At 41.6% G+C, this 17,366-nt stretch carries 17 protein-coding genes; 4 read left to right on the top strand and 13 right to left on the bottom strand.

Translation table 11 applies throughout. The features are described 5' to 3' along the window. Positions 1 to 10: 10 nt before the first annotated feature. The gene (locus I4V44_RS09325) at positions 11 to 1,354 is read right to left on the bottom strand and encodes an MATE family efflux transporter (RefSeq protein ID WP_118520294.1); all 1,344 of its coding nucleotides are present in this window, start codon (positions 1,352 to 1,354) and stop codon (positions 11 to 13) included. Further along, on the bottom strand, positions 1,344 to 1,796 hold the full coding sequence (locus I4V44_RS09330) for a MarR family winged helix-turn-helix transcriptional regulator (RefSeq protein ID WP_008706749.1): 453 nt from the start codon (positions 1,794 to 1,796) through the stop codon (positions 1,344 to 1,346). Before I4V44_RS09330 ends, I4V44_RS09325 begins: the two co-directional genes overlap by 11 nt. A 192-nt stretch (positions 1,797 to 1,988) precedes the next feature. Here I4V44_RS09330 and I4V44_RS09335 point away from each other — a divergent pair, with 192 nt between their 5' ends. Then, positions 1,989 to 2,921: an AEC family transporter gene (locus tag I4V44_RS09335; RefSeq protein WP_118520292.1), complete on the top strand. Its 933-nt coding sequence runs from the start codon at positions 1,989 to 1,991 to the stop codon at positions 2,919 to 2,921. A 38-nt stretch (positions 2,922 to 2,959) separates the two neighbouring features. Next, a complete protein-coding gene (locus I4V44_RS09340) occupies positions 2,960 to 3,502 on the top strand; it encodes a TIGR00730 family Rossman fold protein (protein WP_196002646.1) in 543 nt (180 codons plus the stop codon). A 325-nt stretch (positions 3,503 to 3,827) separates the two neighbouring features. Here I4V44_RS09340 and I4V44_RS09345 read toward each other — a convergent pair whose 3' ends face one another. The 10 genes from I4V44_RS09345 to mgtE all read right to left on the bottom strand — a co-directional run bounded on the left by I4V44_RS09345 (position 3,828) and on the right by mgtE (position 14,208). Then, positions 3,828 to 4,499 carry an energy-coupling factor ABC transporter ATP-binding protein gene (locus I4V44_RS09345; protein ID WP_026649038.1) on the bottom strand — a complete coding sequence of 224 codons (672 nt, stop codon included), beginning with the start codon at positions 4,497 to 4,499 and terminating at the stop codon, positions 3,828 to 3,830. Between the two features lie 32 nt (positions 4,500 to 4,531). Beyond that, complete coding sequence (locus tag I4V44_RS09350) at positions 4,532 to 5,134, bottom strand: energy-coupling factor transporter transmembrane component T family protein (protein ID WP_243280256.1); 603 nt, start codon at positions 5,132 to 5,134, stop codon at positions 4,532 to 4,534. 224 nt (positions 5,135 to 5,358) lie between these two features. Continuing rightward, a complete protein-coding gene (gene cbiM, locus I4V44_RS09355; RefSeq protein WP_055199579.1) occupies positions 5,359 to 6,363 on the bottom strand; it encodes a cobalt transporter CbiM in 1,005 nt (334 codons plus the stop codon). A 181-nt stretch (positions 6,364 to 6,544) separates the two neighbouring features. After that, entirely contained in the window at positions 6,545 to 7,306 is a 762-nt protein-coding gene (locus I4V44_RS09360; RefSeq protein WP_118586207.1) for an ABC transporter ATP-binding protein, read from the bottom strand. Next, positions 7,303 to 8,190 carry an ABC transporter ATP-binding protein gene (locus tag I4V44_RS09365; protein ID WP_330610624.1) on the bottom strand — a complete coding sequence of 296 codons (888 nt, stop codon included), beginning with the start codon at positions 8,188 to 8,190 and terminating at the stop codon, positions 7,303 to 7,305. Before I4V44_RS09365 ends, I4V44_RS09360 begins: the two co-directional genes overlap by 4 nt. Before the next feature lie 140 nt (positions 8,191 to 8,330). After that, the gene (locus tag I4V44_RS09370; RefSeq protein WP_196002647.1) at positions 8,331 to 9,869 is read right to left on the bottom strand and encodes an ABC transporter substrate-binding protein; all 1,539 of its coding nucleotides are present in this window, start codon (positions 9,867 to 9,869) and stop codon (positions 8,331 to 8,333) included. A gap of 33 nt (positions 9,870 to 9,902) precedes the next feature. Beyond that, on the bottom strand, positions 9,903 to 10,769 hold the full coding sequence (gene nikC / locus I4V44_RS09375) for a nickel transporter permease (RefSeq protein ID WP_196002648.1): 867 nt from the start codon (positions 10,767 to 10,769) through the stop codon (positions 9,903 to 9,905). Next, positions 10,766 to 11,710, bottom strand: coding sequence for a nickel ABC transporter permease (gene nikB, locus I4V44_RS09380; protein WP_196002649.1), 945 nt, complete (start codon positions 11,708 to 11,710; stop codon positions 10,766 to 10,768). The genes nikC and nikB overlap by 4 nt, the downstream gene beginning before the upstream one ends. A 155-nt stretch (positions 11,711 to 11,865) precedes the next feature. Continuing rightward, positions 11,866 to 12,774 (bottom strand): LysR family transcriptional regulator, encoded by a 909-nt coding sequence (locus tag I4V44_RS09385; protein ID WP_173744093.1) that lies wholly within the window; start codon positions 12,772 to 12,774, stop codon positions 11,866 to 11,868. A gap of 39 nt (positions 12,775 to 12,813) precedes the next feature. Then, entirely contained in the window at positions 12,814 to 14,208 is a 1,395-nt protein-coding gene (gene mgtE, locus I4V44_RS09390; protein ID WP_196002650.1) for a magnesium transporter, read from the bottom strand. Between the two features lie 759 nt (positions 14,209 to 14,967). Between mgtE and sdaAB the strand changes: the two genes are divergently transcribed. Together sdaAB and sdaAA are read left to right on the top strand one after the other, a co-directional pair. After that, a complete protein-coding gene (sdaAB, locus tag I4V44_RS09395; RefSeq protein WP_025577539.1) occupies positions 14,968 to 15,636 on the top strand; it encodes an L-serine ammonia-lyase, iron-sulfur-dependent subunit beta in 669 nt (222 codons plus the stop codon). A 19-nt stretch (positions 15,637 to 15,655) separates the two neighbouring features. Next, a complete protein-coding gene (gene sdaAA / locus I4V44_RS09400) occupies positions 15,656 to 16,525 on the top strand; it encodes an L-serine ammonia-lyase, iron-sulfur-dependent, subunit alpha (RefSeq protein WP_196002651.1) in 870 nt (289 codons plus the stop codon). Between the two features lie 79 nt (positions 16,526 to 16,604). On the opposite strand, the gene I4V44_RS09405 is transcribed toward sdaAA, so the two are convergent. Beyond that, on the bottom strand, positions 16,605 to 17,240 hold the full coding sequence (locus I4V44_RS09405) for a YczE/YyaS/YitT family protein (RefSeq protein ID WP_008706774.1): 636 nt from the start codon (positions 17,238 to 17,240) through the stop codon (positions 16,605 to 16,607). Positions 17,241 to 17,366 lie beyond the last annotated feature (126 nt).

Below are 17,366 nucleotides of genomic sequence, written 5' to 3' on the forward strand. Positions count from 1 at the left end.
CCAGAAAGAATCAGCCCGGTGTATTTTCTGTGCGGTTCAGGTATATATAAAATCCCACATTCAAGATAATTCCCGTTACTGTTGCCACAGGGGCAGCCAGTCCGATCTTGGTAAGATTTGCATCTGGCTGTATACTCATAAAATATGCCAGTGGCAAACGTACCAGAAGTGTCTGGATCAGTCCCTGGATCATTACCCAGACTGTCTTGTTATTTCCATTGAAATAGCCAATCATACTGAACAGGATTGCTGTCACTATGGTTTCTGGTGCAAAGCCTTTCAGATAGTCAAATGCATTACTGATAACTTCTGCATCTGTGGAGAAAATACCAGCCAGCATATCACCTTTGAACATAACCAGTATAAATACCACGCATCCCACAGCAAGCCCTACTCCGATTCCTGTAAACATGGACTGTTTTGCTCGTTTTTTCTTGCCCGCTCCTATGTTCTGAGATACAAAGGATGCCATAGACTGCATCAGAGAACTTGGTACCAGCATGGCGAAGTTAACGATTTTGCAGGCAACCCCGTAGCCGGACGAAGCCTCCAGTCCCAGCCGATTTACGAATGCACAGAGCGCAAGGAAGGAAATCTGTGTCAGACATTCCTGCAATGCAAGAGGAAGTCCGATCTGAAAAAATCTTTTGCACTGTACATTCAGCCTGAAGTCTTTTTTTGTAATCGTAAACGGAAGTTTCATTTTAACAAGCAGGATAAGTGCGAATACCACGCTAAGTGCCTGAGCAGCAACTGTTGCAATAGCAGCTCCGGCTGCATCCATATGAAGTCCCGCTACCAGCACCAGATCTCCGATCACATTTACAATACATGCCACCAGCACAAACAGAAGCGGCGATTTACTGTCACCCAGTCCACGAAAAATTGCAGACAGCAGGTTGTAAGCTACAATAAAGAAAATACCGCCGCCACAGATACGTACATAACTGGATGTAAGACTGACGGCTGATTCCGGCGCCTGCATCAGCACAGAAATCGGATGTGCAAAAGCTACCATTATAACAAACAGCACAGCCGAAATCATTGTAAACACAATTGCACCGCCGCCGATAACAGCTCCTATCTTTTCCGGTCTTCTTTCTCCCAGATAGCGGGCGATCAGAACTGTAATACCCATTGCAAACTGTACAACCACAAAAGTAACCAGGTTTAAGACCTGGCTGCCTGTAGAAACTGCAGAAAGTCCGGCAGTAGAGCCAAACCTTCCCACAACAAGAAGGTCAACTGCACCATATGCTGCCTGCAGGATCAGTGCCCCGAGAATGGGCATCATAAAAGAAACCAGCTTTTTCAGAATATTTCCCTGTGTGAAATCAGATCTATCATTTGTCATAGTGATTCCTCCTCTCACACATGATCTGGTAAAATTTCTCAATTGTCCGGATCATGCAGTCAGCTTCCTCTTCGGATATCTCACTGAGATAGGGAACCAGTTCCCCAAAATAATACTCATTATATTTCTGTGACAGTTTTCTTCCTTCTTCTGTAATGGATATATAAGTGACACGTCCGTCATCCGGGGAAGAAATTTTCCGGAGATATCCCTTTGTTTCCATTTCCTTTACAGTTCTGGTAACACCGGGACGTGGAAGATTCATTACATCACTGATATCCGATATCTTTACCTGGATTCCCTGTTTTTCCAATGCATGAATGTTATCCAGATACTGAATGTAAGACGGGGTAACTCCCTGTGGCAGCGGCGGAAGCAATTCCCGTATCCGCTTCGCCTGATAGCATGCATCCAGCATTCGCTTGATTTTTTCAGTTGTCATATTGTACGCTCCTATATAATTATCTTTGTTAATTACCATTGATAATTATATGCAGATTCTGAAATTTGTCAACCATCAAAATTACTATTGAACCGTAATCTGGAAAGTTCTATAATGAGTTCCGACATCAGAAATCGAGGAAATACAATATTCCCGATGACGGACATTTTTAAGAATACGAGGTGGATATTTATGAATATCAGCATACTGCTCATGGAACAGATCATTCAATTGTTTCTTATGATCTTCATGGGATATTTGATCGTGAAAGTTGGGCTTGTAAAAGATGAAGACAGCAAGGTTTTATCCAAAATCATTCTCTATCTGATCATTCCCTGTGTAATCATCAATGCTTTTCAGGTAGATTACACGATGGATACTGTAACGGGATTGCTGCTTGCTCTGGCTGCATCTGTCATGACCCAGGTTCTTCTCCTGATCATTATCTCCATAGCCGGAAAGCTTTTGCATCTGAATGAAGTGGAAATTGCTTCTGTTTATTATTCTAATTCAGGAAATTTGATCGTACCCATTGTGACCTTTATTCTTGGACAGGACTGGGTTTTATATGGATGTGTTTTTATGAGTGTGCAGCTTATCTTTCTGTGGACACACTGCAAAAAGATTATCAGCCGGGAATCTTCCTACGACTGGAAAAAGATTGTATTAAATATTAACATGATTTCTATTTTTATCGGTGTTGTACTTTTTTTCGCAAAAATCCATTTGCCAGAGATCATCAATAATACTCTTGGCTCAGTGAGCAGCATGATAGGACCGGCCAGTATGATCGTAACCGGTATGCTGTTTGCAGGAATGAATCTGAAACAGATTTTTGCTGACAAAAGAGTATATTTTGTATCATTTCTTCGTCTGATTGCAGTGCCTTTGCTTGCACTTGTAATGATTAAGATCAGCCATCTGGCTATGTTCTCTGCAGACGGAAATAAAATCATGCTTATTGTCTTTCTGGCGATCATCACACCGTCTGCTTCCACAATAACCCAGATGTGCCAGGTATACGGAAATGATTCACGTTATGCCAGTGCCATCAATGTCATGACTACACTGTTCTCGATTATTACAATGCCGCTGATGGTAATGTTATTTGAGGCAGTTATATAAAACAATTACCTGTACATGAAAAAAGAAAGGAAATTACAATGAATATTACCGTTTATCTTGGAGCTTTGGAGGGAAATGATCCGGCACTTGGAGATGCTGTCCGGGAACTTGGTACATGGATTGGAGAAAGCGGAAATTCTCTGATATATGGTGGTTCAAAGTCCGGTCTTATGGGACAGATAGCAGAAAGTGTGCTGAATGCCGGAGGAAAAGTAACAGGCGTGGAACCACAGTTTTTTATAGATTCTGAACTGCAGTATGATGAGATCACAGAACTGATCGTCACAAAAGATATGGCTGAAAGAAAAGCAAAAATGATTGAACTTGGTGATGCATTTATTGCATTTCCGGGAGGCACCGGTACTCTGGAGGAAATCACAGAAGTTATGTCCATGGTTTCCTTAAAACACCTCAATGCCCCCTGTATTCTGTATAATCTGAATGGATATTATAACAGCCTGAAGCAGCTTCTTGACCATATGATCAAGATGGGGCTGTCCTCAGAAAATCGTCAGCAGGGAATTTATTTTGCTGATGATCTGGAAGATATTAAAGCACTTCTGGCTACAGTAACTAAGTAAAATTCAGGTCGTAAACAATTGTCAAACACCCCTGGGGAATATTTACCTATTCATATATTGCATAGTTCATACTACTTTTTTCATGGTTTGAAATCCCCCTGGGAGGCTTGTTCTTTCCCATAATTTTGTTAAAATATAATCAATGCAGAGATCATTAAATATCAGTCAGCGAGATACTTAATGATTCATGTATCCGCACAAAGATTTGTGTCAGACAACAAATAAAGGTGCACAGACCTCCGCGCAATGCGCATCAAAAAACTCATTAAAAAAAGTACTTCGTCCGCAGGAAGTACTTTTTTTAACGAAAAGATAATTATCAATATTATGATAGCATCTTCAGTTCATGTTCTTCATTCATACAGGCAAATCTGGTACCGATAGTTTCAGCCAGTTGTCTGTTATGTGTAATCGTAATCAACGTTTTTCCTGCTTTATGAAAACTCTGCAGAAAATCCACCAGCATATCCTGTGTTTTTTCATCAAGTCCTGCAAGAGGTTCATCCAAAATCAGAACCTCAGGATTCAACGAAAGAATACATGCCAGTGAAACCTTTCTTTTCTCCCCTCCACTCAGATGATAGGGTGGTCTCTCTCTTAGTTTTTCCAATCCAAATAAGTGCAGGCAGTCTTCTGTTCTTTTTTTAATCTCCTCTTCCGAAAGCCCCATCTGAACCGGTCCAAATGCAATCTCCTCTTCCACACTTCCACAGAAAAGCTGGGTATCTGCATTCTGAAACACATATCCCATCTGCTGATGAAACCATTTTGCAAACTGGCTGTTTTTTAACGCTTTTTCATTAATTTCATGTCCCTGATAAAAATATTTTCCTTCCGATGGAAAAATAATTCCATTCAATAGTTTAATCAGTGTTGATTTTCCACATCCGTTAGGTCCCTGGATAACTATAGAATCTCCTCTGTTTATGTGAAGATCCACATATCTCAGTGCAATCTCTTTTTCATATGCAAAACATACATTCTCAAGTCTGATCATAACTGCCCTCTTCTGTCTTTTCCTGTCAATTATCATATCTTTCTGTTCAGATACCAGAACAATACAATACATCCAGCAATAATAAAAGTGCTGAAAATATCCGCTGCACATAACGTGTATTTCTGCTTTTTCTTATACTCTCCTGTAAATCCACGACAGCACATTGCTGTATGCATTTCTTCCGCCATTTCACCAGATTTCAGAAATGAGATTCCCAGCACACCTGACAAAGCTTTTGCTTTCTGAGGATTCTTTCCCACTGACCTTAACCGGACAGACGTAAGAATAGCCGCACACATTTCTCCAAGCACCGAAATATATTTCAAAGTAATATCCAGCGTAAAAATAAATATGGATGGCAGCCGAAAAGTTCTCATACTTCCTGTCAGTTTATTCCAGGATGTCCCTGATGACAAAATACCAACCAAAGTTACAGATACATATACTCTTGAAGTAATATTCATTAAAGTCTGAGGAGTTCCCATAAATACGGATGGGAGAAGGATCAATATAGAAAACAGAACCGCACCTGCTGTTCCTCTCAGGATCTGACGGATAGCTTTTGCCGAAAAAACGCCAGTCTGACTGTCACTGCTGCACACATGATCAGAGTAAACAGATAATTTCCCGAACATGCAGTAAGAACAATATATAGAAGTGTATAAAACAGTTTCAGAGAAGGAGTGGCAGAAAATTTGCCATCCTTCCCTTCATAAAACCGCATTTTTGCAAGCACAGATAAAACTGATTTCGTACTTTTTGTTAAAAATGCTTCTTTATCTTTAGATGGAACATAAGTTTCTCCGGAACACATCCAGTCTGGAAGCATAGTTTCTTCTTTTTTATGATCATTCATCTGTTATGCAGCCTTCTTTTTAAAATCAACTTTCTCTTTCATCATTGAAGAAATAATCTTAAAAATGATCACCAGAAGTGCCACGCCTACAATAGCCGAAAGAATATATCCTGTCCACTCAGGTAACCCGGACATAGAATAATCAGGAAACAAAGTTGACAGTTCAAATCCATTGGTCATTCCTGACGGAGTGTATCCAAGCTGGCTTCCGCCACTTACCAGACCAGCGATTTCATCAGCACCCCATTCACCCCAGGCAGTACCGGTTGCCAGAAGTCCCAGAGGAGTCAGTACAATGAGAACAGCCATCAGTATATACAGTGGTTTAAATGCTGTCTTATCCGGAACAACATCCAATGCTTTTGGTGTAACTTTTTCAACAAAGGTAAGTACCACTACTGTCAGAATAATCTCTGCCAGACCAAATAATGTAATATGTCCGATCATCATTGCAGGTATTGATACACTTAGCGGATACGGACAATAAAGAGCCTGGCCTTCTGCATTTTTGAACAGCAGTGGCTGAATACCAAATTCAACAGCTGCACAAAAGGCCGCAGCATTAATACCTATATATGAACCAATTGCCGCGCTAAGTTTGCGCATACCTGTTTTCTTCAAAAGAAGTTTATACAGGAAAAAGCCCAGATATGGCAATATAAATGCCATATTAAAACAGTTTGCCCCAAATGCAAGGATTCCGCCATCTCCAAAAAGAAGTGCCTGTATCAGCAGAGCAATAGAAACCGATATGCACCCGGCTGCAGGACTTCCTGTCAGTATGGCAATAAGAGTTCCCCCTACTGCATGTCCTGTTGTACCGCCCGGAAGCGGAACATTAAACATCATTCCCAGAAATGAAAAGGCTGCCCCAATACCAAGAAGCGGCATCTTTGATTTCGGTATCTCTGTTTTTATTTTATGAATAGAATATCCCCACACCGGAAGCATGGCTGCTGTCATTACAGCACATGTTGACGGGCTTAAATAATTTTCAGGTATATGCATAAATATACTTCCTTTCCTGTGAAAATATTATTTTTATCTGGCGCGCACCTTACAAACAACTGTATTGTAGCACCACATTAAAGCGTCAACAACCCACCCAAGGGGATATCTATATATTCTTATCCGGCATAGTTTTGCCTGTATTTTTCATACCACTATCGCACTTCCAAAAAAATCACATTCACGAAAGTACCGCATCCACCAGTCTCTGCGTATACTCTTCCTTGGGTTCATTGATGATATCATCGGGAATTCCGCTTTCCACTACTTTTCCCTCATACAGTACCAGAACCCTGTCACAGAACATCTGGACAAGGGCCAGATTATGACAAATAAAGATAAAAGACAGCCCATTCTTCTCTTTCAGGTCTTCCAGAAGCTCCATGATCTGTTTCTGTATGGTTACATCCAGAGCACTGGTTGCCTCATCACAGATCAGAACTTTTGGTTCTACTGCCAGAGCTCTTGCTATCGCAGCCCGCTGACACTGTCCGCCACTTACCTCATGAGGATATCTTTTTGCATATTCCTTCTCAAGGCCGCACTGCTCAAGCAATTCTGCTACTCTTTTCTCCACATCAGCCTTTTTCATTCCACGGTTTCTAAGACTCTCACCAATTCCGTCACCCAGTGTCCTTCTGGGATCAAAAGAACCCACCGGATTCTGAAAAACCATCTGTATATCTCCATATATCTCTTTCAGCTGACTTTGTTTCAGTCTTGTAATATCTTTTCCTTCAAATTTCAGCGTACCCTCTGTGATGTCAGTCAGCCGGGTGATCAGCTTTGCTATGGTACTTTTCCCGCTGCCGGATTCTCCTACGATTCCCAGCGTTTCTCCTCTTTCCAGTGTAAAGCTTACATCATTTACTGCTTTAAAAGGATTTTTTCCTCTCTGGGTAAATGTTTTTGTTAAATGTTCTGCCTCTAAAAGTATGCTCATACTCTGACCTTCCTTTGCAGCTTTGGTACAGCTTCCAGCAATTTCCTGGTATAAGAATCCTGGGGATGATCTAGTACACGGTCTGCTGTGCCATGTTCTATTGTTTTGCCATTTTTCAAAACTAACACAGTATCTGCCATTGCCCGAACTACTCCGATATCATGTGTCACGATCACGATTGCAGTTCCAAACAACTCTCTTAACTTAAGCATTTCCTTTACAACCTGACGCTGTACAGACACATCCAGAGCACTGGTCGGCTCATCTGCAAATAAGATAGGCGGATTCATAAGCATGGCGATTGCAATACCTGCCCTCTGATTCATTCCGCCAGACAGTTCAAATGGATAACTGTCCCACACGCGCTGGCTGTCCTTAAAATTCAGTTTGTCAAACAGATCCATTGCCCTGGTTTTGGCCTCACTTCTTGTTATCTTTGTATGTGCACACATACTTTCGTAAATCTGCTCTCCAATGGTGCGGATCGGGCACAGGGAAGCACCTGCGTCCTGAAAGATCATTCCGATTTTTGCACCTCTGATCTTTCTTTTTTCTTTCTCCGGTATATCCAGGATATTCTGATCCATATATCGGATATCTCCTCTTGTCACAAGACCATCCGATCCCAGAAGTCCCATTGCAGCTTTGATCAGAGTGCTTTTTCCACTGCCTGATTCCCCCACAAGACCAAGTATTTCTCCATGTTCAAGGGAAAAACTCACATCATGAACCACCGCTTTTCCGCCAAATGATATCTCTACGGAATCGTAGGTCAGTATTTTTCTATCCATCTGTAAACCATCCTTGTTAATCCTTACCAAATCAGGGGCAAAATAGTTACTGTTCACTCCCACTCCGTTCTCAGTAACGTAGCCAAAATTCATTCCAGATTGCCTGCGGCAATGGAATTTTGGCTTGTATGTCTCGGGATTTTGGCATATTCATGCCAAAACACCTCGCGGAATAGTGATATGTGAGCAGTAACGCAAAATACCTTTTACCCCTGAAATATCATCGTTCAAGTTTAGTTAATATCCAGATCTGCTGTCAGTTCATAATAATCACATGGATGTGCAGTCAGTCCTGTTACATTAGACTGCATGATCATACTCATTCTCAGGTGAGAACAGAATACATAGGCATTATCATCCAGGATTGTCTGCTGCATCTGGATTGCCAGATCTGAACGCTTATCTGCATCAAATTCTTGCTTCATCTGTTTTTCCAGATCTTCCAGTTTATCACTGTGATAATGTCCGTTATTGCTTGCAGATTCATCCAGTGTACAGGAAGTGAAGAAATACTCCGGATCTCCTGTAGGTGCAGTTACCATGGCACTTGCATATACATCCCATAATGTAGGATCTTTACGGATAGTATTATTATCAGAGGTACAATTCACCTGAACATCCATACCGATTTCTTTTAAGGTCGCCTGTGCAGACTCTGCAAGAAGCGGAAGCTCCTGACGGCTTGGATAAGTAAGCCAGCGGATTTCCAGTTTCTGTCCGTCTTTTTCACGGATACCGTCACCATCAGAATCCACCCATCCAGCTTTCTCCAGAACCTTTTTCGCCCCATCAGGATCATAGCTCTCTGTTGTCAGATTCTGTCCGCCAAAAGAGAAGGTATCCGGGAAAGCGCCGACTGCGGGATATCCATATCCATTCAGAAGCGCAGACACAAAGCTGTCCTTATCAATACCCATGGCAATTGCTTTACGCACTGCCGGGTCAGATGTTACAGGACTTTCAAAGTTCATCCACGCATAGAATGCACGGCTTGTAGCTGTACTGGTAAATGTAAAGTCATCATTTTCAAATAAGGGATAGCTTGCATATGCCATACCATAGGCAGCATTAATTTCCCCTGCCTGAAGAGCCATTGCCAGTGTATCACCGTCAGAGATTGTGTGGACAGTGATCTCATCCACATTTACATCTCCATTCCAGTAGTTTTCGTTTTTTACAAGATTAACATGATCATCTGTCACCAGTTCAGTTGCCACATAAGGACCTGTACCGATCACAATACCATTATCACTGACACCTGCCTGCATATCAATAATGCATCCGTAAGGATCACTGAGATAATTGATCAGTGCAGGCTTCGGTTCTGTAGTCTTTATGGTAACAGTATTTCCGTCAGCCTCGATAGTATCAATGCAGAGATCTCCTGCTGCACGCTCATGATTGGCAACCAGAGCCTCCAGGCTTTCCTTTACTGCCTCTCCGTCACAGGCACGTCCATTGGAGAACACAACTCCGTCATTCAGTGTGATCTTCCAGGTCAGCTCGTCAATATTTTCATACTTTTTTGCGATCCATGGCTCTATCTCCATGGTATCGGAATAACGGAAAAGAGTTTCCCCTACTCCATAACGGATACACGCCCATCCTGCATATGTATTTTGTGGATTAATATCTGCCTCTTCATTTTCCGCATTAAAGGTGGTATCACCAAATACAAATGTCTTTTTGTCTGCTGCCAGTGTTGGCATAGCTGTCGCTCCTACCGCCAGTCCCAAGGCAATTGCCATTGCCAGAAATTTCTTTGCTCTCATTTTCTTTCCTCCTTATGTTTTCGATATTACTTATCATAAACGGCTGTTCTTCGGATCCAGATAGTCACGAACTGTATCACCTAACAGATTGAAAATTGCCACAGATATAAAAATTGCAATTCCAGGTGATAATACTACCCATGGATATGTCTGGATCATACTTCGTCCGCTGCTCATCATACTTCCCCACTCAGCCATGGGAATCTGTGCTCCCAGTCCAAGAAATGACAGGCCCGCAAGCTCCATCATCATAGTACCAATGTCAAGCATGGCTGTTACCAGAACAGGTCCCAGCATATTGGGAAGAATATGCCTGAGCATAATCTGACCTGAGCTGTCACCTGCAAGTATGGCAGCATGAATATAGGGTTCCTCTTTTAATGCCAGAGTCTGCCCTCTGGCAATACGTGAATATTTCGGCCAACTTACTACTGCCAGTGCTATAACAGCATTCTGAATGCCTCCCCCAAGAATAGCCGCGATCGCCATGGCAAATACAAGCCCAGGGAAAGCAAGACATACATCTGAAATCCTCATCATAACAGCATCTGCAGCTCCGCCAAAATATCCGCAGCATACACCCACAGCTGTTCCCAGCACAGCGATCACAGCAACCAGGATAAAGGTAGAGAAAATACTGGCTCTTGCACCACTTATCACTCTGGACAGCATATCTCTCCCATATGTATCTGTTCCCATAGGATGCTGAAGACTGGGAGGCTGAAGTGCACTTGCCAGATCCTGTGCATAAGGGTCATATGGACAGAGATGCTCTGAAAAAATTGCAAGTATTACAAGCCCTATTGCAAGAATAAGAAAAAAGATCAGCTTTTGTTTTATATGGTTTTTCTTAATCTTCTGTACACGCACTGTCACATTTTTATTCTGCTTTTCACTCATTGTTTCACACCTCCCAGACGGATTCTCGGATCCAGGAACCGGTATGACAGATCTGTAAGCAGATTTACTACAACATAGATGATCGCCATCCACATAACATAGGCCTGAATAATAGGATAATCACGCATGGAGATGGCATCTACTGCCATCTTTCCAACTCCATCCCACATAAAGATTGATTCTACGATTGCAGTTCCTCCCAGCAGATTTCCCACTGACAGCATCAGCAAGGTAATGATGGTTACCAGCGAAGCCTTCATAATACTTTTCCAAAGAGTGACAGAAAACTTTACTCCTCTTGCTTTCGCTCCTGCCACATAGTCTTTGCTTAATTCATCCAGCACAGTTGCACGGACCTGGCGGAGATACTTGGCAGACATGGCAATTGCCAGAGTGATTGCCGGCATTGCCACACTCTTTAAACTTACATCTTTGGATATAACCGGAAAAATCCTCAGCCTGATTGCAAGAAAATACATCAACAGCAATGATACAAAAAAATTAGGAAGACTGTTTCCTATAAAGCTGCATAAACGGATCAGATAATCCGTGATCGTATTCTGTTTTACTGCTGACAGAATCCCCAGAGGGATTGATATGATGATGGTCAGCAAAATAGATGTCACTGTAAGAAGCAGCGTTGCCGGAAGCTTCGATATGAACGTATCAAAAACCGGAAGACTGGATACATAGCTGTTTCCCATATCTCCATGAAGCAGTTTCCAAAGCCACACAAAATACTGGGTCAGAAATGGTTTGTCCAGTCCCAGCTGTTCTCTGGCTGCATTTAACTTATCTTCTGACAGGATCTGTCCTGTATTTTCCATTTTTTGTGTTACTACATCACTTCCCGCAATCCGCATCATGCCATAAGAGAGAAAAGTAATCGCAAACAAAATGGGAATCAGCTGAAGCAGTCGTCTGAATGCATATTTTCTCATTTGATTATCTCCATTTTATAATTTTTGAAAATTGTACTCCTAATTTGCCATCATTCAGTTTAACAAAAGCAAAAATAGCCCACAACCCACCCTGGGGGTTATAAGCTATTCTTAATTTGAATATCTATCTTTGTTTTTGGAATACCTATGATCATTTAATGCTTCGGCAATCTATTCTTTAAAAATCCCACAAGTTCAGCCACACTCTCGTCCATCTCTTCTCCTTTGTGGAGTATAAAGCCAAAAATCACTTTACTGTCTCCAAGATCCAGAGGGATTCCCGGTGTAGTGCCTTCTTTGTTTTCTGACAGGTAACTTCCGCTTATATTTGCCACCTTACTGTTCTTCAGCATTTTTTCCATAATATAATCACTGTTGGTCAGCACGGAAATGTCAATATCCTTCCATTGGAATGCATCTTCTTTTACAGCACCGATGTCAAAAAATTCATCCTGATAATTCTGTATAAAACGGATTCCCTCCAGGTCTTCCAGTTCTGCCCTCTCTTTGCCGGAATTGTAAAGCTCTGTCAGCCCTCCCGGATACAGCATTACATCTGTTTCATAGATAGGTTCGAAATGCATTTTGTTTTTTGACAGTTCATACAAAAAATTTTCCTTCTGCTGACTGAGGATATATACAAAACCAATGTCATCCATATAATCCCTGACTCTTTCCATTACGCTTTGTACGCCTGCTGTTGTTACCTGGAAATGGTACTTTTTTTCATAGGTTTCATTATAAAAGTCTACAAACTGATTGGCAAACCAGGAACTGGGGTTTAAAGATATCCGGATCCATTTTGTCATTCCGCTGGAAGCCATATTTTCCAGAACATTTACTTCATTTATAATTTTCGACGCATATTCATAAATCTTGTGCCCCTGTACTGTCAGTCTGATTCCTCTTGGAAGCCGTTCAAAAAGCTGCATTCCCAGCGTATCTTCCAGTCCCTTGATCACCTTGCTGACGCTGGGCTGTGTAGAATACAGATTTTTCGCAGCATCACTGAATGAACCTGTCTGCGCACATACTACGAAATACTGTAATTGTTTTAAATCCATAAAGATTTTATCTCTCTTTCTGTTTTTATTATCTGAAATTCAGCCTGCAAGATTCAGCATTTTTAATAAGAACAGCCAGCTCAGGCCATAATAGGTAATTACTGCAACAAGGTCATTCACTGTTGTGATCAGCGGACCTGATGCTACTGCCGGGTCAATATTGATCTTCTTAAAGAACAATGGAATACAGGTGCCTACTGCACTGGAGATCAACATAGCCAGCAACAGTGCCACACCGATACATCCGGATACTGCATAGGAAAACAAAAGTGTTTTTCCTTTAAACAGATAAATATACAATCCAATCAGTGCAAAAGACAGAATTCCAAGAAGTCCGCCATTACACAGACCAATTCTCATTTCCTTCCACACAAGTTCCAGTTTCTGCTTACCTGTCAGAGATTCATCCATCAGCACACGAATCGTCACAGCCAGAGACTGGGTACCCACATTACCTGCCATATCAAGGATCAAAGACTGGAAGCACATAATGATCGGAAGTGCAGTCACCACCTTCTCAAAAATTCCTACCACTGAGGAAACTACCATGCCAAGTCCCAGAAGAATGATCAGCCAGGGCAGACGTTTCTTCATACTTTCTTTCAGTGGCTCCTTTAAATCCTCTTCCGCTGTCAGACCGGCCAGCTTCGCATAATCATCACCCATCTCATCATCAACCAGGTCAATGATACTGGCAGATGTGATGACACCCAGAAGCTGATTGTCATTGTCAAGAACCGGAATAGAATCCTCAGAATAATCTTTCAGTTCTTCGATACATTCATCAATATTCTCTTCCGCATATACATATGGATAGGAAGTCACCACCAGATTCTCAAGCAGATCATCCCGTCTGGCAATGATCAGTTCTTTCAGATTAATGGCCCCATAAAATTTCTGCTGCTCTGTCACTACAAAAATAGTGGAGATATTGTCATTTTTTGCAGCCTGTTCGATCAGACTGCTCATTGCCTGCTTAACTGTCAGTTTATCTGTGATCACAATATAATTTGTTGTCATGCGGCTTCCGATCTCATCCTCATCAAAGGATGCGATCATCTCCACATCACGTCGAACCTCCGGTTCAAGCAGATCGATCAGTATTTTTTTCTTTGTTTTTTCAACTTTATTTAATACATCTGCAAGAGCATCTGTCTCCATTCTGGATAAAATGGCTGCTGCTTTTTTCACATCCATTTCATTCAGATACTCTGCTACATTCTCCTCATCTGTATATTCAAAAATATCAGAGAGCATATCTGTATCCAGGATACGGTACAGCTTGCACCGCTCCTGTACAGTCAGTTTCGGCATTACATCTGCCAGGTCATTCTCATGATAATCCTGCAGCCTTCCTCCCATAACGGCCGGAGAGGTGTTGCTGCGGATGATCTTCAGAATTTCTTTGGAATAATCCTGTACTCTTTTCTCCATTCTTTCATCCTCCGTTTTTTTTGCATAAAAGCACACCAAAAGAAAGCAGTCTGTTATTTATTACATTTTACTGCCATTTCTTCCATGCTTTTTCCAGCACAATAAACTGCAGGGTATCAAACCATAACCTGCTATTCATCCGCTGTCCGTAACTGTCCGGCATCTTTGCCGGATCATTACTGCTCAATATGTAATTGCATGATTCGGGGGAATTTCATAAATACAGGATAAGAAATGAAAAAGACATCCGATCTTCCACATACAGAAACTGTCAGATCACAGACAGTAAAAAACTTCTATTCTATATGCATACATGGAAAATCCTGAAAATATATGACTACAGCAGAACAAAAACGGCTGCTATACTCATATACTCTTTTTAATTCAGATCCTGTGCTACTACTTCGCCCATGAGAATCGCAATTATCCATTCTGTTCCACCTGCCTTTTCTTTAAAATTTACGATTTCGGATATCAGACCCTGTTTTCGGGAATCTGATTTCTAACAGCAAATTTTATGCTGTTCCCTATTTTGAAACAGCATTTTTAAAATTATTTTCAATTTGCACAGTTATTGTAACCGCCCAGTAGAGAAAAAGCAACCCTGTTTTCTCATTTTTTACATTAATTTTTGTTAATGTTAACGATAAGTTTGCTTCTTTTATTCCTAAATGATAGAATATAATCAGAAATTTACAAATAATAAGATTATTGCCATAAACATGCAAGACTATAATTGATATTCACAGGAGAAAAAATATGTCATTTATCAGTGTATTTGATGTTATGGGGCCGAACATGATCGGTCCTTCAAGTTCACATACCGCAGGTGCGGCGCGTATTTCCTATCTTGCCCAGAAAATGATCGAAGGCCCGTTAAAGAGAGCCGACTTCATCCTGTACGGCTCTTTTGCAAAAACTTACCATGGTCACGGTACTGACCGAGCTCTGCTGGGTGGTATTATGGGATTCTCTACTGATGATATGCGCATCCGAAATTCTTTTGATATTGCTCATGAAAAAGGTCTGAAATTCTCTTTCACTCCAAATGAGCAGGAAACAGATATTCATCCGAACACCGTAGATATCTGCATGGAAAATGAAAAAGGCCAGAAAATGACCGTACGCGGCGAATCCCTTGGAGGAGGCAAGGTCCGTATTGTAGATATCAATCACGTACAGGTAGACTTTACAGGCGAGTACAGTGCAGTGATCGTGATTCATCAGGACACTCCCGGCGTTGTGGCCTATATTACCAAATGCCTGAGTGACCGCAATATCAATATTGCATTTATGCGTCTGTTCCGTGAAAGCAAGGGAGAGATTGCTTATACAATCGTAGAATCTGACGGCAAACTTCCTGAGAATATCGTTCCTGCGATTCGCGAGAACCCAAATATTCATGAAGTTATGATCGTACAGATGTAAAGAAAGAAGGATTTTTATCATGGATTTTAAAAATGCAAATGAACTCTTAGCACTCTGTGAAGAAAAAAATCTTCCTATCTCAGAGATTATGCGTATCCGTGAGATTGAGCTTGGCGAAACAGCCTCTGAGATTGTAAATAAAAAAATGACACGAGTACTGGGAATTATGAAAGATGCTGCTTTCTCACCAATCAGACAGCCGGTAAAATCTATGGGTGGTCTGATCGGCGGCGAAGCCAGAAAGCTGAGTCTCCACGCTCAGGAGAAAAAAGGTCTCTGCGGAAATCTGCTTCAGAAGGCAATTACTTATGCTATGGCTACACTGGAAACGAATGCCTCCATGGGGCTGATCGTGGCCTCTCCTACTGCCGGTTCTGCCGGAATCGTACCGGGGCTGATGCTGGCAATGCAGGAACATTATCAATTCTCTGATGAAGAGATTATACGGGCATTATTTAACGCAAGTGCCATTGGTTATCTGGCAATGCGAAATGCAACTGTTGCAGGTGCGGTAGGCGGATGCCAGGCCGAGGTAGGGGTTGCATCTGCAATGGCTGCATCTGCTGCTGTAGAGCTGATGGGAGGTTCACCGAAAGAATGTACTTTTGCTGCATCTACTGTTCTTATGAACATGCTTGGTCTGGTATGCGATCCGGTCGGCGGTCTGGTAGAATATCCATGTCAGAACAGAAATGCTGCAGGTGTGGCAAACGCTATAATTGCCGCAGAAATGGCTCTCGCAGGAATCCCGCAGTTGATTCCTCTGGACGAAATGATCCAGACGATGTTTACCGTGGGTAAAAAGCTTCCTGCAGAACTGCGTGAAACTGCTATGGGAGGATGCGCTACTACGCCATCTGCATGTAAAGCATGCCATATATGCAATTAACAGGCTGACAAATAAAAAAACTGTCTCTGTAATGCACCTATTTTCTACGTATAATGTGCATATACAGGACAGTTTTTTATTATTTTTCCAGCTTTGCCAGCACTTTTGATGTAAAATGTGTATCGAAAAACTGAACAAAAGGTCCGAATCCAAATGCACTGACCAGTGTTCCCAGTCCGACGATTCCCCCTGCAAGCCAACACACCAGTGCACTGATCGCATCATTAGATACTCTGCACCAGAAATACGGAATTTTCGGCCATTTCTCTGTCATGATCAGAGAAATACTGTCATATGGTGCAACTCCCTGTTTCGGAAGCTGGTACATGGAAATTCCAAGGCTTGTTATGATAACTCCAATAAATACGGTAACCACCTGCATTGCCATCTGATCCGGTGCATCGATCACAGATGTGATCAGGTTATAGAAAAATGTAACAAAATATCCAAGGAATAACGCATTTATGATCGTTCCCAATCCGATAAGCTTTCTTCCCCAGATAATTTCTATTACAAAAAATCCCAGATTCAGAAGAATTAAAAAACGGGCATATTCAATTCCCACACATTCTGCCAGTGCCATTACCATTCCGCTGAAAGGGTCATTTCCAAGTCCGGAAAGTTTAAATATCGCAATTCCCAAACCAAGGATTATATTTCCAATCAACATTACGACCACATACTTCCAGTTTATTTTTCTGATCCATTCACTCATCTTTTTTTCCTCCGTAAAATTAACTCTTTCTATCATATCAGACAGTAAAATACTTTACAATATTCTTTCTGTAAATTGTTTTCCACTATTTTATTGTGATTTTGGCATATTCATGCCAAAACACTT

The organism is Blautia sp. 1001283B150304_161114_C9 (assembly GCF_015668165.1).
In the GTDB taxonomy this organism is placed as follows: Bacteria; Bacillota; Clostridia; order Lachnospirales; family Lachnospiraceae; genus Blautia_A; species Blautia_A wexlerae.